Annotated in this window: 15 protein-coding genes; 4 read left to right on the forward strand and 11 right to left on the reverse strand. The window is 66.0% G+C overall.

Features of this window, described 5'->3' with window-relative positions; all coding sequences use genetic code 11:
* Position 1: 1 nt before the first annotated feature.
* The 10 genes from ACVWZT_RS21010 to ACVWZT_RS21055 form a co-directional block, all read right to left on the reverse strand.
* Positions 2–1393, reverse strand: coding sequence for a GntP family permease (locus ACVWZT_RS21010; protein ID WP_457471158.1), 1392 nt, complete (start codon positions 1391–1393; stop codon positions 2–4).
* Between the two features lie 270 nt (positions 1394–1663).
* The gene (locus ACVWZT_RS21015; RefSeq protein ID WP_457471159.1) at positions 1664–3046 is read right to left on the reverse strand and encodes a sigma-54 interaction domain-containing protein; all 1383 of its coding nucleotides are present in this window, start codon (positions 3044–3046) and stop codon (positions 1664–1666) included.
* A gap of 36 nt (positions 3047–3082) precedes the next feature.
* A complete protein-coding gene (locus ACVWZT_RS21020) occupies positions 3083–4099 on the reverse strand; it encodes an ABC transporter permease (protein WP_296233581.1) in 1017 nt (338 codons plus the stop codon).
* Entirely contained in the window at positions 4099–5157 is a 1059-nt protein-coding gene (locus ACVWZT_RS21025) for a microcin C ABC transporter permease YejB (RefSeq protein ID WP_457471162.1), read from the reverse strand. Before ACVWZT_RS21025 ends, ACVWZT_RS21020 begins: the two co-directional genes overlap by 1 nt.
* Positions 5154–7079, reverse strand: a complete 1926-nt coding sequence (locus tag ACVWZT_RS21030) for an extracellular solute-binding protein (RefSeq protein WP_457471164.1) — start codon at positions 7077–7079, stop codon at positions 5154–5156. The genes ACVWZT_RS21025 and ACVWZT_RS21030 overlap by 4 nt, the downstream gene beginning before the upstream one ends.
* Before the next feature lie 13 nt (positions 7080–7092).
* Entirely contained in the window at positions 7093–7374 is a 282-nt protein-coding gene (locus ACVWZT_RS21035) for a peptidylprolyl isomerase (protein WP_003258780.1), read from the reverse strand.
* Between the two features lie 32 nt (positions 7375–7406).
* Positions 7407–8516 (reverse strand): 3-deoxy-7-phosphoheptulonate synthase, encoded by a 1110-nt coding sequence (locus ACVWZT_RS21040; protein ID WP_457471165.1) that lies wholly within the window; start codon positions 8514–8516, stop codon positions 7407–7409.
* Between the two features lie 548 nt (positions 8517–9064).
* Entirely contained in the window at positions 9065–9616 is a 552-nt protein-coding gene (locus tag ACVWZT_RS21045) for a YbhB/YbcL family Raf kinase inhibitor-like protein (protein ID WP_457471167.1), read from the reverse strand.
* Positions 9617–9664: 48 nt separating this feature from the next.
* A complete protein-coding gene (locus ACVWZT_RS21050) occupies positions 9665–9976 on the reverse strand; it encodes a hypothetical protein (protein WP_296233571.1) in 312 nt (103 codons plus the stop codon).
* A gap of 106 nt (positions 9977–10082) precedes the next feature.
* On the reverse strand, positions 10083–11378 hold the full coding sequence (locus ACVWZT_RS21055; protein ID WP_296233569.1) for an MFS transporter: 1296 nt from the start codon (positions 11376–11378) through the stop codon (positions 10083–10085).
* Between the two features lie 157 nt (positions 11379–11535).
* Here ACVWZT_RS21055 and ACVWZT_RS21060 point away from each other — a divergent pair, with 157 nt between their 5' ends.
* Positions 11536–12411: an AEC family transporter gene (locus tag ACVWZT_RS21060; protein WP_457471169.1), complete on the forward strand. Its 876-nt coding sequence runs from the start codon at positions 11536–11538 to the stop codon at positions 12409–12411.
* 37 nt (positions 12412–12448) lie between these two features.
* Here the strand turns inward: ACVWZT_RS21060 and ACVWZT_RS21065 are convergent, their stop codons facing one another.
* The gene (locus ACVWZT_RS21065; RefSeq protein WP_457471171.1) at positions 12449–14965 is read right to left on the reverse strand and encodes an excinuclease ABC subunit A; all 2517 of its coding nucleotides are present in this window, start codon (positions 14963–14965) and stop codon (positions 12449–12451) included.
* A 281-nt stretch (positions 14966–15246) separates the two neighbouring features.
* On the opposite strand from ACVWZT_RS21065, the gene ACVWZT_RS21070 reads away from it, so the two are divergent.
* The 3 genes from ACVWZT_RS21070 to ACVWZT_RS21080 all read left to right on the forward strand — a co-directional run bounded on the left by ACVWZT_RS21070 (position 15247) and on the right by ACVWZT_RS21080 (position 19267).
* Positions 15247–16422 (forward strand): M20 aminoacylase family protein, encoded by a 1176-nt coding sequence (locus tag ACVWZT_RS21070; RefSeq protein WP_296233564.1) that lies wholly within the window; start codon positions 15247–15249, stop codon positions 16420–16422.
* An 80-nt stretch (positions 16423–16502) separates the two neighbouring features.
* A complete protein-coding gene (locus tag ACVWZT_RS21075) occupies positions 16503–17813 on the forward strand; it encodes a citrate-proton symporter (protein WP_296233563.1) in 1311 nt (436 codons plus the stop codon).
* Positions 17810–19267, forward strand: a complete 1458-nt coding sequence (locus tag ACVWZT_RS21080) for an amidase (RefSeq protein ID WP_457471172.1) — start codon at positions 17810–17812, stop codon at positions 19265–19267. Before ACVWZT_RS21075 ends, ACVWZT_RS21080 begins: the two co-directional genes overlap by 4 nt.
* Positions 19268–19327 lie beyond the last annotated feature (60 nt).

Below are 19327 nucleotides of genomic sequence, written 5' to 3' on the forward strand. Positions count from 1 at the left end.
CTTAGACGATGCCGGTGGCGTAGAACATGGTGATGACCACGAACACCGCCAGGGTCTTGATCAGGGTAATACCGAAAATGTCCTTGTAGGCCTCGCGGTGGGTCAGCCCGGTCACCGCCAGCAAGGTGATGACGGCGCCATTGTGCGGCAGGGTGTCCATGCCGCCGCTGGCCATGGCCGCTACCCGGTGCAGCACTTCCAGCGGTATGTTGGCGGCATTGGCCGCGGCGATGAAACTGTCGCCCATGGCCGCCAGGGCGATGCTCATGCCGCCTGAGGCAGAACCGGTGATACCGGCCAGCAAGGTCACGGTGATGGCCTCGTTGACCAGCGGGTTGGGGATGCCGCGCAGGGCGTCGGCCAGTACCAGGAAGCCCGGCAGCGAGGCGATCACCGCACCAAAACCGTATTCCGAGGCGGTGTTCATCGCCGCCAGCAAGGCGCCGGCCACGGCACTTTTGCTGCCCTCGGCCAGGCGCGCACGAATGGCGCCGAAGGCACATACCAGGACCATCAGGATGCCCACCAGCAAGGCCGCCTGCACCGCCCAGATTGCCGTGAGCTTGGCCACGTCGCTTTGCACCGGCGCGCTCATGCCGGGCAGTTGCAGGCTGTGGCTGGGGCCGTACCATTGCGGGATCCAGTGGGTGAAGAGCAGGTTCATCACGCCCACCAGCAGCAGCGGCGACAAGGCCAGCCAGGGGTTGGGCAAGGCCAGGTCGGCGGCGGTTTCCGGTTCGTTGCGCAAGTTGCTGCCGTAGCCTTCGCCGGCACGTTGCGCCTTGTTGCGCTGGCGCTGCAGGTAGGCCATGCCGGCACAGAACACGAACAGCGTGCCGATCAGGCCCAGCCAGGGCGCAGCCCAGGCGGTGGTGTTGAAGAAGGTGCTGGGGATGATGTTCTGGATCTGCGGGGTGCCGGGCAGGGCGTCCATGGTGAACGAGAACGCGCCCAGGGCGATAGTGGCCGGAATCAGCCGTTTGGGGATGTTGCTCTGGCGGAACATTTCGGCCGCGAACGGGTACACCGCGAACACCACCACGAACAGCGAAACACCGCCGTAGGTGAGCAGGGCGCAGACCAGCACGATCACCAGCATGGCCTGGCGCGTGCCCAGCACGCGGATGGCCGCGGCGACGATCGAGCGGGAGAAGCCTGACAGCTCGATCAGCTTGCCGAACACCGCCCCCAGCAGGAACACCGGGAAATAAAGTTTGATGAAGCCGACCATCTTCTCCATGAACACCCCGGTGAATGCGGGAGCCACGGCGGCCGGGTCGGTGAGCAGCACGGCGCCGAGGGCGGCGATCGGGGCGAAAAGGATTACGCTGTAGCCACGGTAGGCGGCGAGCATCAGCAGGGCCAAGGCGGCGAGGGCGATGAGCACGGTCATCGGGGTAGGTCTCCTGGGTGAGTCTTGTTTTTATCGGTGCCCAGGCCTTTGCGGGAATCGTGCCAATTTGTAACTGATTGATTTATATGATTATTTTGTTTTTATGTGGATTTCAGTCTCTAATTTGAGATTTTCGCGCCGTTTTGCCGCCCGTCGCGACGCAAGGCCGCCCCTACACGGACGTCGCGATCACCGGTTGGAGCAGCCTCGTGTCGCGAACGAGGGCAGCGCCATTACAGCCGTCTCCAAATAGAAAATAAAAGTCTCGAATCAGAGACCAAGCGCCACCATCTTCTTGTACAAGGTCGACCGTCCCAACCCCAACGCCGCTGCAGCCTCAGGCACGTTTCCTTGATGCTCGGCCAATGTCCTGGCAATCAACTCGCGCTCGAACTGCGCGCAGGCCTCGCGGTAGCTCTGGCGTATGGGCGCCTGCGCCACCGGGCTCAACGGCCCCAACGCCGTATGCAGGTCGCCAGCCCCGAGCCGCGGCTGGTCCGCCAGCAAGGTGGCGCGCTCCAGCACATTGCGCAATTCGCGGATGTTCCCCGGCCACGCATGCCGTGCCAGCAGCTGCTGCGCTTCCGGCTCCAGCTCATACTGGCTGCCCAGCTCGCTGAGGATGGCTTCGCACAGGGCCGGCAGGTCTTCCAACCGCTGGCGCAGCGGTGGCACCTCGATCGGCAGCACGTTGAGCCGGTAATACAGGTCGGCGCGGAACGCGCCGCGGGCGATGGCTGCCTGCAGGTCGATCGAGGTGGCGGCAATGATGCGCACGTCGCTGCGCAGCATCTGGTTCGAGCCTACCGGTTCGTACTCCTTCTCCTGCAGCACGCGCAACAGCTTGCTCTGCAGCGCCAGCGGCATGTCGCCGATCTCGTCCAGAAACAGCGTGCCGCCTTCGGCCAGTTGCAGTTTGCCGCTGCGGCCCTTGCGGTCGGCGCCGGTGAAGGCGCCGGGGGCAGTGCCGAAGAACTCGGCCTCCAGCAGCGTCTCAGGGATCGCGGCGCTGTTGATGCTGACGAAGGCCTTGTGCGCGCGCGCCGACGCTGCGTGGATGGCATGGGCGAGCAGTTCCTTGCCGGTACCGGTTTCGCCCAGCAGCAACACCGGCGAATCACTGCTTGCGCCACGCCGGGCGCGGCGCTTGGCCTCCAGGCTGGCGGCGCTGCTGCCGACGAACTGGGCGAAGCTGTATTTGGCCTGGCGGGCGCGCAGCTGCGAGCGGGTCGAGGCCAGCTCCTGCTGCATGCTGGAATAGCGCTTGAGCAGCGGCGACAAGCTGCGCAGCTGGTCGAACAGGGCAAAGCCGATGGCGCCGATCAAACCACCCTGGTCGTCGTGGATCGGCAGGCGCATGACCACCAGCGGCTCGTTCGGGGTGTCGAGCATGTCCAGCAGGATCGGCCGGCCATTGGTCACCACTTCACGCATCAGGCTACCGGGAATCACCGCCTCGCACGGCTGGCCGATGGCGCCGGCGGCATCGGCCAGGCCGAAACGCCGGGCATAGCGTTCGTTCATCCAGACAATGCGCGCCTGGCGGTCGACGATCACCGTGCCTTCGCTGGACTGCTCGATGATCTCGAACAGCGAGCGGATCGCCAGTTGCCGAACCTGGGGGTAGTCCTTGAGGCTGTCGCTGTCGTGCATGGGTCAAATTCCAAAACATGTATGAGCAGGCCTGGCCTACCCCCTGGGATCGAACGCCTCGCGCAAGGCATCGCCGATAAACACCAGCAGCGAGAGGATCACCGCCAGTGCAAAGAACGCGGTAAAGCCCAGCCACGGCGCCTCCAGATGCTGTTTGCCCTGGGTCACCAGCTCACCCAGCGAAGCGCTTCCGGCCGGCATGCCGAAACCAAGAAAGTCCAGTGCAGTGAGGGTCGTGATTGCCCCGGTCATCATGAACGGTATGTAAGTGAGCGTGGCGTTCATCGCGTTTGGCAGGATGTGCCGCAGCATCACCTGGCTGTCCGCCAAGCCCAGCGCCCGGGCCGCCTTCACGTACTCCAGGTTGCGCCCTCGGAGGAATTCGGCGCGCACCACATCGACCAGGGTGAGCCAGGAAAACAGCGCCATGATCCCCAGCAACCACCAGAAGTCCGGTTCGACAAAGCCGCTGAGGATGATCAGCAGGTACAGCACCGGCAGCCCTGACCAAACCTCCAGCAGGCGCTGGCCGAGCAAGTCGACCCAGCCGCCGTGGTAGCCCTGCAGGGCGCCGGCCGCCACGCCGATGAGTACGCTGACCACGGTCAGGGCAAAGGCGAACAGCAACGATACCCGGGTGCCGTACAACACTCGAGCCAGCACGTCGCGGCCCTGGTCGTCGGTGCCCAGCCAGTTGCTGGCGCTGGGCGGGCTGGGCGTGGGCACCTGCAAGTCGTAATTGGGCGTATCGGCACTGAACGGGATCGGCGCGAACAGCATCCAGCCGCCCTGGTCGGCGATCAGCTGGCGCACATAGGCGCTGCGGTAGTCGGGCTGGAACGGCAACTGACCGCCGAACTGCTGCTCGGTGTAACGTTTGAGCGCCGGCACATACACCTCGCCCTTGTAGCCCAGCAGCAACGGCTTGTCGTTGGCCACCAGCTCGGCACACAGGCTCAACAGCAACAGGCAGGCGAACAGCCACAGCGACACCCAGCCAAGGCGGTTGCGGCGAAAGCGCTGCAGGCGACGGCGCGCGACCGGCGAAAGCATCAGTGCGCCCTCGTGTCGAAGTCGATGCGCGGGTCGAGCAGGGTATACGACAGGTCGCCGACCAGGCGGATCAACAGGCCCGCCAGGGTAAAGATGAACAGCGTGCCGAACACCACCGGGTAGTCTCGCGACACTGCCGCTTCATAGCTCATGCGGCCCAGGCCATCGAGCGAGAAGATCACCTCGATCAGCAACGAGCCGGCGAAGAACACCGTGATCAGCGCCTGCGGCAACCCGGCAACCACCAGCAGCATGGCATTGCGCAATACGTGGCCATACAGTACCCGTCGCTCGTTCAGGCCCTTGGCCCGGGCGGTGACCACGTATTGCCGGGAAATCTCGTCGAGGAACGCATTCTTTGTCAGCAGGGTGAGAGTGGCGAAGCCACCGATGACCAGCGCGCCTACCGGCAGCACCAGGTGCCAGAAGTAATCGGCGACCTGGCCCAGCAGGCTTAGTTCGTCAAAGTTGTCCGAGACCAGGCCGCGCACCGGGAACCAGTTGAGCGAGGTGCCGCCAGCGAACACCACGATCAGCAGCAGGGCGAACAGGAACGAGGGCAGGGCGTAGCCGACCACGATCAACGCACTGCTCCAGGCATCGAAGCGGCTGCCATGGCGTACCGCCTTGCGAATGCCCAGCGGGATCGAGACCAGGTAGGTGATCAGCGTGGCCCACAAGCCCAGCGACAGGGTAACCGGTAGCTTGTCGAGGATCAGCTCGGTGACCTTGGCGCCACGGAAGAAGCTGGTGCCGAAGTCCAGCCGGGCGTATTGGCCGAGCATCAGCCACAAGCGCTCGGGGGCGCTCTTGTCGAAACCGTACTGGCGTTTGATCTCTTCGATCAGCTTCGGGTCCAGCCCACGGCTGGCGCGGGACTCGCCATGCACCACCTCGGCCCGGGCAGCGGGCGCACCGGCGCCAAGCCCTTGCAGGCGCGCCACGGCCTGTTCCACCGGGCCGCCCGGCGCCGCCTGGACGATGGCGAAGTTGACCAGCAGGATCGCCAGCAGGGTCGGAATGATCAGCAACAGGCGGCGCAGGATGTAACCGGTCATGGCGAAGCCTTCAGGCGCTCGGCCATCTGCGCATTGGTCAGCGCGCTGGGGCTGATCTCCCACCAGGTGTCCAGGCCTTCGTCATAGGCAGCCTGGACCTTGGGCCGGCCGAAGCGGTTCCACCACACGGTGGAGCTGCCAGGCGGGTAGTAGTTGGGGATCCAGTAGTAGTTCCATTGCAGCACCCGGTCCAGGGCGCGGGCATGCTGCAGCATGTCGGCCTGGGTGGCAGCGCGCACCAGGCCGTCGACCAAGTGATCCACGGCAGGGTCCTGCAACACCATCAGGTTGTTCGAGCCGGGGTCGTGGGCCGCTGCCGAGCCAAAGTAGTTGTACAGCTCGGCGCCAGGCGACAGGCTGACCGGGTAGCCGGTCACAATCATGTCGTAATCGCGGGCCATCAGGCGGTTGACGTACTGGGCCGAGTCGACATTGCGGATGTTCAGCGTCACGCCGATCTGCGCCAGGTTGCGCTTCCACGGCAGGAGCAGGCGCTCCATGCCCGCCTGGCCGTTGAGGAAGGTGAATGCCAACGGCGTGCCCTGGCTGTCGACCAGGCGATCGCCCTGCGGGTGCCAGCCGGCCTGTTCGAGCAGGGCCAGGGCCTGCAACTGTTGTTGGCGGATGATCCCCGAGCCATCGGTGACCGGCGCGCTGAACACGCGGCTGAAGACTTCGTCCGGTACCTGGCCACGCAACGGTCCGAGCAGTTTCAACTCACCGGCATCGGGCAATTGGCGCGCGGCCAGCGGGGTGTTGGAAAACACGCTCTGCTGGCGGATATACAGGTTGCGCATCATCTGCCGGTTGCTCCATTCGAAATCCCACAGCAGGCCCAGTGCCTGGCGTACGCGACGGTCCTTGAACTGCGCTTGGTCAAGGTTGAATACGAAGCCCTGGGCAACCTGCGGCTTGGCCGGGCCCAGATGGGCACGCTGCAGGCGCCCGTCATCCAGTTGCGCGCCGACGTAGCCCAAGGTGTAGGCGGTGGCGGAGAACTCGCGGTTGTAATCGTAGCCGCCGCCCTTGAGCACCTGCCGCGCCACCTCGGTGTCGCCGAAGTACTCGATGCGCAGCTTGTCGAAATTGTAGCGGCCACGGCTGGCCGGCAGGTCCCGTGCCCACCAGCTCGGGTCACGCTCGAAGGTGATGCTGCGGCCGTTGTCGATGCGGCCGATACGGTATGGCCCGCTGCCGACTGGCTTGTCGAAGCCGGCGCCGTTGGCGAAATCGCGCTGCTGCCAGTCGTGCTCGGGCAGCACCGGCAGGCTGGCGAGGTCCAGCGCCAGGGTACGACCGTGCCCGGGTTTGAAGTCGAAACGCACACGCCGCGAGCTTTCCACGGCCACCCCGGCAACGTCGGCGAACTGGGTGCGGTACCTGAGGCTGCCCTTGCTCATCAGCAGCTCGAAGGTGAAGCGCACGTCTTCGGCGCGCACCGGCTTGCCATCGGCGAAGGTGGCACGCGGGTCGATGTCGAAACGCAGCCAGGCGTCATCCGGGCCGCGCTCCATGCGCCGGGCAATCAAGCCATAGACGGTATAGGGCTCATCGAACGAACGCATGGCCAGTGGCGCGTAGAGCAGGCCATCGACCTCGCTGACGCCGATGCCTTTGTCGATGTACGGCAGGATATGGTCGAACTGGCCGATCTCGATGGCCGAACGGCGCAGGATGCCGCCCTTGGGCGCGTCGGGGTTGACGTAGTCGAAGTGCTGGAAGCTGGCGTTGTAACGGGGCGCTTCGCCGTAGACGGTGAGGGCGTGGGTGGGGGCGGCGTGGGCTTCGAAGGCAAGGCAAAGCAGGAACAGGCAACGCACCCCCTGCAAGAGCGGGCTTGCCCACGAATGCGGCCATGCAGGCAACCGGGCTGCCTGCGCTGACGCGTCCGCGGGGGAACCCGCTTCCACAGGGACCTTCACCGGCGCTGAGGGCTCAGTCCTGGCGGCTGGTCACTTCCAGCAGGTGGTAGCCGAACTGGGTCTTCACCGGACCTTGCACGGTATTGACCGGGGCGCTGAACACCACGGTGTCGAACTCCTTGACCATCTGGCCCGGGCCGAACGAGCCCAGGTCGCCACCCTGGCGGCTGGACGGGCAGGTGGAGTTGGCCTTGGCGATTTCAGCGAAGTCGGCACCCGCTTCGATCTGGGCTTTCAGTTCGTTGCATTTCTCTTCGCTGCTGACCAGGATGTGGCGGGCGGTTGCACGGGCCATGGGTACTGCTCCTTGGGGGAAAAGAGGCAAGCCTAGCGCACTTGTCCGGGGTATGTCTCGCCAGCCTTGCACGCGGCCTGGCGGAGTTGTTCCGCGGCCTGGCACAACAGGGTTTCGGTCGACGCCCAGCCCAGGCAACCGTCGGTGATCGACACACCGTATTTCAGTGGCCCCTTGCCCAGTGCCTGGCAGCCATCGAACAGGTGGCCCTCGATCATTACGCCTACGATCGAGCGGTCGCCGGCCAAACGCTGCGCCAGCACGTCGGTGAACACGGCAGGTTGGCGCGCCGGGTCCTTGCCGCTGTTGGCGTGGCTGCAATCGACCATGATGCGCGCCTGCAGCCCGGCCTTGGCCAGTGCCTGGCGGGCCATGGCGATGCTCTCTGCATCGTGGTTAGGGCCTTTGTGGCCACCTCGCAATACCAGGTGGGTATCCGGGTTGCCCAAGGTCTCGATGATGGCTGGGTAGCCCTGCGCATCCATGCCGAAGTGGCGGTGCGGGTGGGCGGCGCTGCGCATGGCGTCGCTGGCGATGGCGATGCCGCCGTCGGTGCCGTTCTTGAAGCCTACCGGCAACTCCAGGCCACTGACCATCTCGCGGTGGATCTGCGATTCGGTGGTACGCGCGCCAATAGCGGCCCAGGCCAGCAGGTCATCGAAATAGCCGGCGGCCATCGGTTGCAACAGCTCGGTGGCAATCGGCAGGCCGCGTTCGAGCATGTTCAGCATCAGCCCGCGGGACAGGGCGATGCCTGCGTGCATGTCGTCGCTACCGTCGAGGTGCGGGTCATAGGCCAGGCCTTTCCAGCCGACCGTGGTCCGCGGTTTTTCGACATAGGCACGCATTACCAGCAGCAACTGGTCGCCAACTTCGCGGCTCAGGGCGGCCAGGCGGTCGGCATATTCCAGGGCCGAGCGCGGGTCATGGATCGAGCATGGGCCGACGATCACCAGCAGGCGCTGGTCGTGGCCGTCGAGGATGTCGCGGATGGCCTGGCGCTGGGCATGGACTTGCTGGGCCAGTTCGCTCGACAGCGGCATTTGCTGTTTGAGCAGGTGCGGGCTGGGCAGACGCTGGCTGACGGTGGTATTGGCCGCTTGCGGCTGGGTCAGGGGCAGGGCGAGGCTGGAAGCTTGCATGGCGTATTTCCCTGGGCGGACGGCGGGTTGTGGCCCGCGCTGTCGGCCCTATCGAGGTGTTCGACAGATCGTTGAATGGGTTGCTGCGTTGCCACCTGTGGTAGACCGAACGGAGGCGGCAGGCTGGCCCGAACGGGATTGGCTAAATCGCCAGGCGTAGCTGTTGGCGGAGTAATAAGTGGCGTAGTTCATGAATCGGTCCTCAATGTGCATCGGTGTGGGACAAAGGCCTGAAAAGCAAAACCCCCGGTCGGGGGCCGACCGGGGGTTTGAGTATTCTCATGTTCGGCGGCCCCTCGAAGGTGGGCGCCGTGTGGGTATCGGCGCCTAGTGGCTAAACCAATACCCGAAGTAATAGCTGGCAGCTGCCATGCAGCCGGCAACAGCCAGCACAGGGCGCAGGTTGCGACCGGTGTGGTTGGCGTGGTTGCGGGTGTGTTTCGGCATGTTGCTCTCCAGTGAATGAGCCCGAGCTTACTTCAGTTCGGCCAGCCCATTCAATGAGTAAATGCTATGGCGTTGATCATTTGTTACTTGGGCTGACCGGTTCAATGCCCGTAGCGCCCGACCAGGCTCTGCGCGCCCAGCGCATGGTTTTGCAGCAACTGCAGCAGGCTGGTGCGGTCCAGCCCTTCGGGCAAGGTGCCTGGCGGCAGGTCGGTGGCGATCAGGGTCAACACATAGTGGTGCGGGTTGTCACCGGCTGGCGGGCAGGGGCCACGGTAGCTGAGCGTGCCCCGCGAATTGCGCCCCACCGTAACGCGTTGCCCGGTGAGGCCGGCGGCGCCTTCCTTCAGTCCATCCTGGCCCGGGTCGATGTTGTAGACCAGCCAGTGGACCACGCCGAGGCCCTTGCCGCCGTCCGGGTCGAACAGGATCAGGGCCAGCGACTGCGTGCCTGCGGGCAGGTTGTCCCAGCTCAGTTGCGGGCTGCGCTCTTCGCCGGCGCCGCAGGCCGGGTCCAGGCCAACCTGTGCCAAGGCGATTATCCCGCCGTCGGTAAACGATGATGAGCTGATCGACAGCGCGCCCTGGCCAGCCGTGACAGCCAGGGGACCGCCCGCGAGCAGGGCAACCAGCAGCCAGGGTGTGAGGTGCATGGCGAATCCTCGCTGGGGCGTTTCGGCGCAGTGTAGCCCAGCGCTGCCTCAACGGCTGTCCTGGTCCTCGGCATTGCCGCCGGTGTGGCCCGCGCCGGAGCCGGTGGCCTCACCGGTGCTGTTGGAGCCGCCAGCGGCGCCGTCGGCGGCATCGCTGTTGCTGCCGGTGTCGCTGCTGTCGTTGTCCCTGCTGCTGCCCGGGCTGTTGACGCTGCTGCCTTCACCGGCGGTCTTGCCACCTCTCTGGTCGGCTTGCGGGCGGGTGTCGGTATTGGTGCTCTCGCCAGCCGCGAGGCTGGTGCCGGCCAATGTGGCCAGGGCCAGGGCGAGGGATAGCGAAAGGGGACGAATGCGGATCATGGCAACACTCCTGGGCAGATGATCTGTCATTCGTTTGGCCGGGGACGAGAGGCGCGGTGCCATCGGCGCGACGAGTGGTAACGGGGCTGCGCAGCAGCCCCTTCGTTCAGTGGCTTGCGCTACGGCCGCCGGGCACAGGCTCGTTGTCGGCCAGCGGTGGATGCTCCTGGGCTGCGTGCATCAGGTCTTCAGTCACTCGCAACTCGGCCCCGGTCGGCGAGAAGGTGGTCGAAGCGGTGAACGGCGCCGGGTGTTCTGCCGCCGGGCGCTTGCCACGGCGCCACATGAAGAAGCACACCATGGCCAGGTTGACCACGGCGAAGGCCCAGAACAGGCCGGGCTCGCCGAATTCGGTCATCATCGGCGAGATCGCCACCGGCGCCATGGCGGACCCCAGCGAGTTGATCAGCAACAGGCCCTGGATCATCGGCACCAGCGCATCGGACGGCGCCCGGTCGGCCGCGTGGCTGACCGCCACCGGGTACAGGGTGAACACGCCGCCACCGAGCAGGAACAACATGGCCGGCAGCAGGACCGAGTCCGATGGCAGGAATACCGTCACCAGTGACAGCAGCATGCATAGCGCTGCCAGGGCGATCAGTACATCCTGGCGGTCCTTGCGGTCGGACCAGCGCCCGACCGGGTATTGCAGCAGCATGGCCCCGAGGATTACCCAGGCCATCATGTTGCCGACCTCACCCACCTCCAGGCCGATGCGTTGCAGGTACAGCGGTAGCAGGGTATAGATGGCAGCGATGGCCACACCCGAACCAAAGCAGCCGACCAGGCCCGATGGTGCGACGCCCAGCAACTGCCGCGGCTTGAGCGGTTCGACCTGGTCCAGCAAAGGCGACACCCGTGGCAGGATCACGATCGGCAGCACCGACAGCGCAGCCAGCACGCCGGCCAGCATGAACGGTGCGGTGTCACCCAGCTGGGTGATTTCGCCCAGGCCGGCCTGGGCGATCACCCCGGCGCCGTAGAAGGCGATCATGTACAGCGCCAGCAGACGACCACGGATCTTGGCGTCCCCGGCCAGCAACAACCAGCTCTCGATCACCAGGAACACGCCCACCGCCGCCCAGCCGTTGACCAGACGCAGCAGCGACCACCAGGTGACTTCGTAGAACAGCCCTTGCAGCAGGATGGTCACCGCGATCAACGCGGCGAAGCTGGTGTAGGCGCGGATATGGCCGATACGCAGGATCAGCCGGTCGTTGAAGATCGCGCCCAGGGTCAGGCCGATGAAGTAGGTAGACGAGACCACACCGATGGTGGTGGCCGATTCGCCGGCAGCGCCCAGGCGCAGGGTGGTAAGGGAAGACATGAAGCCGTTGCCCAGGGCAATGATGAACAGCCCGAGCAGGGGCGCCAGCGCCATGGCCAGCAAACGCGGAGACATAGGTACCTCGAGTGGGGGGGCGGCCCGCCAGGGCGACGGGCGAAAAGGACGCGCGATTCTAAGGGCTTGAGCGGTTTTGCCCAAGGGGGCCAGGCATGCGACGAGACGCCGCAGTCTGCGGCATAATGCGGCCCCATTCCCAAGGAAGGCAGGCCCCATGTTCGCCTCACTGTTCGCAGTCCTGGCCCCGGTGTTCATTGTTGCCGGTATCGGCTATGCCTGGGCCCGCAAGGGCCTGGACTACCCCACCGAATTCATCGCCCGGCTGGTGATGACCATCGGCACCCCGTCGTTGGTGCTGTCCACCCTCAGCCGTACCGAACTGCAGCCGCAAGCCTTCGCCAGCATGGCCATGGCTTGCCTGCTGTGCACCCTGGGCATGGCTTTGGCCGGCTGGCTGGTATGCTGCGCCACCGGCCGACACTGGCGGGTGCTGTTGCCGGCGTTCATGTTCCCCAACACCGGCAACATGGGCCTGCCCATCAGCCTGTATGCCTTCGGCGAACATGGCCTGGCCCTGGCAGTGGCGTTCTTCCTGACCCTGTCGATCGTGCAGTTCACCCTGGGCATGGCCATTTCCGGGACTGCCGCGTCGTTCAAGGCATTGCTGCGCAACCCCATCGTGATCAGCCTGGCCGGCGCCATGCCGATCATCTTTCTCGACTTCGAACTGCCGCGCTGGCTGGCCAATACCGCCAACCTGCTGGGCGGCACGACCATACCGCTGATGTTGCTGACCCTGGGTGTGTCGCTGGCCAGCATTCGCCTGCGCCAGGTCGGCAGCGGCATGCTGCTGGGCGGCTTGCGCATCGGCCTGGGCGCTGCGGTGGGCTGGGTGGTGGGCATGGCGTTGGCCATGGACAGCCTGGAGCGGGCGGTGTTGATGGTGCAATCGGCGATGCCGGTGGCGGTGTTCAATTACCTGATGGCGGTGCGCGCCAGGCGTGAGCCAGAGCAGGTGGCAAACCTGGTGATGTGCTCGACCATGCTGTCGTTTGCCTGGTTGCCGGTGGTGCTGGCCTGGTGGCTGTAGGCCTGCACCGGCCGCTGCGCCGGGGCCGGTGCTGGGCTTACAGGGCTTTGGCAAGAAACGGCGCGGTCCGGCTTTGCCCGCACTGCGCCACCCGTTGCGGTGTCCCGCTGACCACCACCTGGCCCCCGGCGTCCCCGGCTCCCGGCCCGATGTCGATCACCCAGTCACTTTGCGCCACCACCCGCATGTCATGTTCCACTACCACCACGCTGTGCCCGCCATCGACCAGGCGGTTCAGTTGCACCAGCAGGCGGTCGATGTCCCGTGGGTGCAAACCGTTGGTGGGTTCGTCCAGTACATACAGCGTCGCGCCACGGGCCATGCGTTGCAGCTCGGTGGCCAGTTTGATGCGCTGCGCCTCGCCGCCGGACAGTTCAGTGGCTGGCTGACCCAGGCGCAGGTAGCCCAGGCCGATGTCCTGCAGCACTTGCAGGCAGCGCCGTGCCGGTGGTTGTTCGGCGAACACCTGCAGGGCCTGGTCGACGGTCAACTGCAGCACCTGGGCGATGTTCATGCCTTGCCAGGTCACTGCCAGGGTGTCGGGGTTGTAGCGGGCACCCTGGCAGGTCGGGCAGGGCGCATAGACGCTGGGCATGAACAGCAATTCGACACTGACGAAACCTTCGCCCTCGCAGTTGGCGCAACGGCCCTTGGCCACGTTGAAAGAAAAGCGCCCGGCATCGAAGCCATGGGCCCTGGCCTGCTCGGTGGCGGCGAACAGCTTGCGCACTGTGTCGAACAGGCCGGTATAGGTGGCCAGGTTTGAGCGGGGTGTGCGGCCGATCGGCTTCTGGTCGACCTGAACCAGGCGCTTGATGCTGCCAAGCCCGCCGCTCACCTGGCCGCTGCTGGCCTGTTCGGGGGCGTCTTCCAGGCTCTGCTCCTCGGGCTCGTTGCGCGTCTCGGCATGGCCCAGGTGGGCACCCACCAGCTCCAGCAGGGCCTGGCTGACCAGGCTGGACTTGCCCGAGCCGGAAATGCCGGTGACAGCAGTGAAACAGCCCAACGGGAACGCGGCGCTGAGGTTGTGCAGGTTATTGCGGGTGATGCCGTCGAGCTTCAGCCAGTCGCAGGCCTGGCGTGGCGTGTGCGTGGCGTGCGCCGCTGCGTTGAACAGGTAGCTGCGGGTACAGGATTGTTCGACCCGGGCCAGGCCTGCGGGCGGGCCGCTGTAGAGAATGGTCCCGCCATGCTCGCCGGCGGCCGGCCCTACATCCACCAGCCAGTCGGCACGGCGCATGGTGTCCAGGTCGTGCTCCACCACATACACCGAGTTGCCGGCCTGCTTCAGGCGCTGCAACGCGGCGAACAGGGCTTCGCTGTCGGCCGGATGCAGGCCGGCGGATGGCTCATCGAGCACGTAGACCACGCCGAACAGCTGCGAATTCAACTGCGTTGCCAGGCGCAGGCGCTGCAGTTCGCCGGAAGACAAACTTGGGGTACTGCGCTCCAGGGCCAGGTAGCCCAGGCCAAGCTCCAGCAGGGTGTCAAGGCGTTCGAGCAGTTCGTGGGCGATACGTTGGGCGGCCAGGCGTTTTTCCAGGGTCGGCGCGTCGTGCTGTTGCGCCAGGTAGTCCGCCGCTGCCACCTTGCGCAACAGCGCGGCCAGTGCCTGCAGCGGGAGCTGCGACAGCTCGGCGATGTCCAGGCCGGCGAAGGTCACCTGCAGCGCCTCGCGCTTCAAGCGCTTGCCCTGGCACAGCGGGCAGGGGCTGGGGCGCATGAAGCGGGCCACGCGCTTGCGCATCTGTGCGCTCTGCGAATGCATGAAGGTGTGCAGCACATAGCGCCGCGCGCCCATGAACGTGCCCTGGTAGCTGGGCTCCTGCTTGCGTTTGAGCGCCGCGCGGGTCTGGGCCGGGGTCAGGCCGGCATACACGGGCGCGGTGGGGGTTTCTTCGGTGAACAGGATCCAGTCACGCTGTGCCTGCGGCAGGTCGCGCCAGGGGATGTCGACGTCATAGCCCAGGGTAACCAGGATGTCGCGCAGGTTCTGCCCTTGCCAGGCCATCGGCCACGCCGCCACCGCACGTTCGCGGATGGTCAGCGATGGGTCGGGGACCATGGTCGCTTCGCTGACCTCGTAGACCCGGCCCATGCCATGGCATTGCGCGCAGGCGCCCTGGGGCGTGTTCGGCGAAAAATCCTCGGCATGCAGCATGGCCTGGCCAGCCGGGTAGTGGCCTGCACGGGAATAGAGCATGCGGATCGAACTGGACAGGGTGGTCACGCTGCCCACCGAGGAACGCGCACTTGGCGTGCCGCGTTGTTGCTGCAAGGCCACCGCTGGCGGCAGGCCTTCGATGGCATCCACGTCCGGTACCCCCACCTGGTCGATCAGGCGACGGGCATAGGGCGCCACCGATTCGAAATAGCGGCGCTGCGCCTCGGCGTACAGGGTCGAGAAGGCCAGCGAGGACTTGCCCGAACCGGATACGCCGGTAAACACCACCAGGGCGTCGCGGGGGATATCGACATCGATATTTTTCAGGTTGTGCTCGCGGGCGCCACGGACACGGATGAAACCGGTGGGGGTGGTTGGCTGTGGCGGCATCGGGCGGTCCTCGGCGGTCGGGAGCGCTCACGGTAGCAGCATTTGCCTGGGCTGTGCCGGCCTCTTCGCGTCTGAAACCGCTTCCATGCAGGCTGTGCACGGCCGTCGTGATCCGGGCCTTGGCAGTTCTCATTCCCAACCGGTTCCGCAGCGTGGAACCACATTCAATTGTGCTCCCGCGCCACTCGCGCAAACCTGTCGTCCAGCACGACCTGCCTCAACCGTCGTGACCTCAAGGCGAACAACAAGAACGGGAAACCACCCGCGCGAGGAGACTCTACATGTCCCGACATCAGCACATCCTGGCCTGGCTGAACGATGTGGCCGGCGACCTTCACGCAATCCGTCACGATATCCACGCTCACCCGGAACTGGGCTTCGAAGAAAACCGCACCGCGGCGCTGGTCGCCCGATTGCTCGAGACCTGGGGTTATGAAGTGCACAGCGGCATCGGCAAGACCGGTGTGGTCGGCGTCCTGCGCCATGGCAGCAGCCCACGCCGCCTGGGCCTGCGCGCCGACATGGACGCGCTGCCTATCCACGAGGCCACCGGCGCCGCCTACAGCAGCCGGCACCAGGGCTGCATGCATGCCTGCGGCCATGACGGGCATACCACCATGCTGCTTGGCGCCGCGCGCTACCTGGCGGCGACCCGGCAGTTCGACGGCACGCTGACGCTGATCTTCCAGCCGGCCGAGGAGGGCCAGGGCGGCGCCGAGGCGATGCTGGCCGATGGCCTGCTCGAGCGCTTTCCCTGTGATGCGCTGTTCGGCATGCACAACATGCCCGGGCTGCCAGCCGGGCACCTGGGCTTTCGCGAGGGGCCGATGATGGCCTCGCAGGACCTGCTCACGGTGACCCTCGACGGGGTTGGCGGGCATGGTTCGATGCCGCACCTGACGGTCGACCCGCTGGTGGCGGCGGCCAGTGTGGTCATGGCGTTGCAAACCGTGGTGGCGCGCAATATCGATGCGCAGGAGGCGGCGGTGGTTACTGTCGGCGCCTTGCAGGCCGGCGAGGCCGCCAACGTGATTCCGCAACAGGCGCTGCTGCGCCTGAGCTTGCGCGCGCTGAACGCCGAGGTGCGGGCGCAGGCCCTGGAGCGGGTGCGGGCGATCATCGTCAGCCAGGCCGCGAGCTTCGGCTGCCGTGCCACCATCGAACACCGCCCGGCCTACCCGGTGCTGGTCAATCATGCTGCGGAAAATGCCTTCGCCACCCAGGTCGGGGTGGAGTTGCTGGGGGCCGAGGCCGTGGATGGCAACACCCGCAAGTTGATGGGCAGTGAAGACTTCGCCTGGATGTTGCAACGCTGCCCGGGCGCCTACCTGTTCATCGGCAATGGCGTATCGCGGCCGATGGTGCACAACCCGGCCTATGACTTCAACGACGACATCCTGCTTACCGGCGCCGCCTACTGGGGCGCGCTGGCAGAGCGCTGGCTCGCGCCCGCCTGAGCCTTGCTTTTGAGACTGCCGCTGGAACCCGGCCGCGCCTGCGCCGGGCGATCACCCAATCCTTGTGTGGAGTTTTTCCTATGCAGACTTCGAACACCGGCGTGTCGCGTACCCGGCAAGTGGTCGCCGCTGTCGTCGGCAATGCCCTGGAATGGTATGACTTTATCGTCTACGGCTTTCTGGCCAGCATCATCGCCCGCCAGTTCTTCCCCTCCGACGACGAATACGCGTCGCTGCTGATGGCCCTGGCCACCTTTGGCGTCGGCTTCTTCATGCGCCCGGTGGGTGGCGTGCTGCTGGGCATGTACGCCGACCGCAAGGGCCGCAAGGCGGCCATGCAGCTGATCATCCGGTTGATGACGGTGTCGATTGCGATGATTGCCTTTGCCCCGGACTACCTGGCCATCGGCATGGCTGCGCCAATGCTGATCGTGGTGGCGCGCATGCTGCAGGGCTTCGCCACTGGCGGCGAGTACGCCAGTGCCACGGCATTCCTTGTGGAGAGCGCGCCGGCTCGGCGCAAGGGCCTGTATGGCTCGTGGCAACTGGTCGGGCAGTGCCTGGCGGTGTTTTCCGGTGCGGCGATGGTGGCCCTGGTGACCCACCTGTGCACGCCGCAAGCGCTGGACAGCTGGGGCTGGCGTATTCCGTTCGTGCTCGGCCTGCTGATCGGCCCGGTTGGGCTGTGGATCCGCAAGCACATGGAAGAGCCCGAGGCGTTCGTCGTGGCGCGCCGCCAGGCCAAGGGCCAGTCGCCCAGCCTGTGGCAGGTGCTGCGCGAATACCGGCGCAGCCTGCTGGTGTCGATGGGCCTGGCCTGTGGCGCGACGGTATCGTTCTACGTGGTGCTGGTGAACATGCCGACCTTCGCCCACAAGAACCTCGGGCTGCCGCTGGACCAGGTGCTGCTGGTGCAGATGCTCGCCGTGGGGCTGATGACCGTGGTGATTCCGCTTTCCGGGGCGTTGTCCGATCGGCTGGGGCGGCGGCCGGTGCTGATGGCCTTTACCTTGGCCTTCTTCGTCATGGTCTATCCGTTGTATGTGTGGGTGGCCGCGGCACCATCGCTGGAGCGTTTGCTGGTGATGCAATTGCTGCTGTGCACCGCCATCGGTGGGTTCTTCGGCCCGGCGCCCACGGCGCTGGCCGAGCAGTTTCCGGTCGAGGTGCGTTCCACCGGTGTGTCGGTGGCCTATAACGTGGCGGTGATGGTGTTTGGTGGCTTCGCTCCGTTGATCGTCACCTGGTTGAGCAAGGTGCTCGGCACGCCAGTGGCGCCCGCATTCTACGTCCTGTTTGCCTGCCTGCTGACGCTGCTGGGCACCTATTGCCTGAAGGAAGCCCCACGCACGCTCAAACCTGCCGCCTTGAACCTGGGAGTGAAACCGTGATGCCGCTTGCCATCGACCCCATCGTTGCCCTTGACGCCGAGGCACTGTCGCAGGCCATCCATGCTCGCCAGGTGTCGTGCCGGGAGGTGATGCAGGCCTACCTGGCGCATATCGAACGGTTCAACCCGCAGGTCAATGCGCTGGTGTCGCTGCGCCCGGCCGAGGCGCTGCTGGCCGAGGCCGACGAACGTGATCGCGAGCTGGCCGGTGGCCATTCGCGCGGCTGGATGCATGGCATGCCCCAGGCAATCAAGGACCTGGCCGCCACCGCAGGGCTGCGCACCACGCTGGGCTCGCCGCTGTTTGCCGAGCAGGTGCCCGGGCAGGACGCGATCAGCGTGGCGCGGGTACGGGCCAGCGGCGCGCTGATTGTCGGCAAGAGCAACGTGCCCGAGTTCGGCCTCGGCTCGCAGACCTACAACCGCCTGTTCGGCACCACCACCAATGCCTACGACCCGGCTCTGGTGGCAGGTGGCAGCAGCGGCGGGGCGGCAGCGGCGCTGGCCATGCGCCTGCTGCCGGTCGCCGACGGCAGTGACATGATGGGCTCGCTGCGCAACCCGGCGGCGTTCAACAACGTGTATGGCCTGCGCCCGTCGCAGGGCCGGGTGCCCCATGGGCCGGCGCCGGAACTGTTCGTGCAGCAGCTGGCCACCGAGGGGCCGATGGGGCGTAGCGTGGTGGATGTGGCACGGCTGTTGTCGGTCCAGGCAGGCTTTGACGAGCGCGCGCCATTGTCGCTGAGCCAGGGCCGGTATGATTTTGCTGCAGGCTTGCAGCGCGATTTTGGTGGTGTGCGGCTCGGCTGGCTGGGCAACTACGAGGGCTATCTGGCGATGGACGCCGGGGTGCTGAACCTGTGCGAAGCGGCACTGGCGGACTTCACTGAACTGGGGTGCCGGGTCGAAGCGTGCCAGCCGGCGTTCGACCTGGCGCGATTGTGGCAATGCTGGCTGACCCATCGCCACTTCCTGGTGCACGGCAACCTGGCGGCGGCCTATGCCGACCCGGCCACGCGGGCCCTGCTCAAGCCCGAGGCGCAGTGGGAAGTGGAGGGTGGCCTGCAACTGAGCGCGGCGGCGCTGTACCAGGCTTCGCTGGACCGCAGCGCCTGGTACCGCGCGCTGGCCAAGCTGTTCGAGCGTTACGATTTCCTGCTGTTGCCAACGGCCCAGGTGTTCCCTTTCGATGCACGGCAGCCGTGGCCGACGGTGGTCGGAGGGCGGGCGATGGACACCTATCATCGCTGGATGGAAGTGGTGATCGGGCCGACCCTGGCCGGCTTGCCGAGCATCAGCGTGCCGGTCGGTTTCAATGCCGCCGGGCTGCCCATGGGCCTGCAGATCATAGGCCCGGCCCAGGCCGACCATGCGCTGCTGCAGCTGGCCTACGCCCACGAACAGCTCACCCGCTGGGTCGAGCGGCGCCCACCTCTGCGCCTGCATATGCCATGAAGGCGCCGCGCAGGCGCGGATCTTGCTGGCTATCCTGAGCATCCAGCTACAGGGAGGTCA

The sequence above is a fragment of the Pseudomonas sp. TE21394 genome (assembly GCF_054057835.1).

Bases quoted from the DNA above. Each gene is read 5' to 3' on its own strand.
- ACVWZT_RS21010 (WP_457471158.1), bottom strand. From the start codon at position 1,393: ATGACCGTGCTCATCGCCCTCGCCGCCTTGGCCCTGCTGATGCTCGCC.
- ACVWZT_RS21015 (WP_457471159.1), bottom strand. From the start codon at position 3,046: ATGCACGACAGCGACAGCCTCAAGGACTACCCCCAGGTTCGGCAACTG.
- ACVWZT_RS21020 (WP_296233581.1), bottom strand. From the start codon at position 4,099: ATGCTTTCGCCGGTCGCGCGCCGTCGCCTGCAGCGCTTTCGCCGCAAC.
- ACVWZT_RS21025 (WP_457471162.1), bottom strand. From the start codon at position 5,157: ATGACCGGTTACATCCTGCGCCGCCTGTTGCTGATCATTCCGACCCTG.
- ACVWZT_RS21035 (WP_003258780.1), bottom strand. From the start codon at position 7,374: ATGGCCCGTGCAACCGCCCGCCACATCCTGGTCAGCAGCGAAGAGAAA.
- ACVWZT_RS21040 (WP_457471165.1), bottom strand. From the start codon at position 8,516: ATGCAAGCTTCCAGCCTCGCCCTGCCCCTGACCCAGCCGCAAGCGGCC.
- ACVWZT_RS21045 (WP_457471167.1), bottom strand. From the start codon at position 9,616: ATGCACCTCACACCCTGGCTGCTGGTTGCCCTGCTCGCGGGCGGTCCC.
- ACVWZT_RS21050 (WP_296233571.1), bottom strand. From the start codon at position 9,976: ATGATCCGCATTCGTCCCCTTTCGCTATCCCTCGCCCTGGCCCTGGCC.
- ACVWZT_RS21055 (WP_296233569.1), bottom strand. From the start codon at position 11,378: ATGTCTCCGCGTTTGCTGGCCATGGCGCTGGCGCCCCTGCTCGGGCTG.
- ACVWZT_RS21060 (WP_457471169.1), top strand. From the start codon at position 11,536: ATGTTCGCCTCACTGTTCGCAGTCCTGGCCCCGGTGTTCATTGTTGCC.
- ACVWZT_RS21065 (WP_457471171.1), bottom strand. From the start codon at position 14,965: ATGCCGCCACAGCCAACCACCCCCACCGGTTTCATCCGTGTCCGTGGC.
- ACVWZT_RS21070 (WP_296233564.1), top strand. From the start codon at position 15,247: ATGTCCCGACATCAGCACATCCTGGCCTGGCTGAACGATGTGGCCGGC.
- ACVWZT_RS21075 (WP_296233563.1), top strand. From the start codon at position 16,503: ATGCAGACTTCGAACACCGGCGTGTCGCGTACCCGGCAAGTGGTCGCC.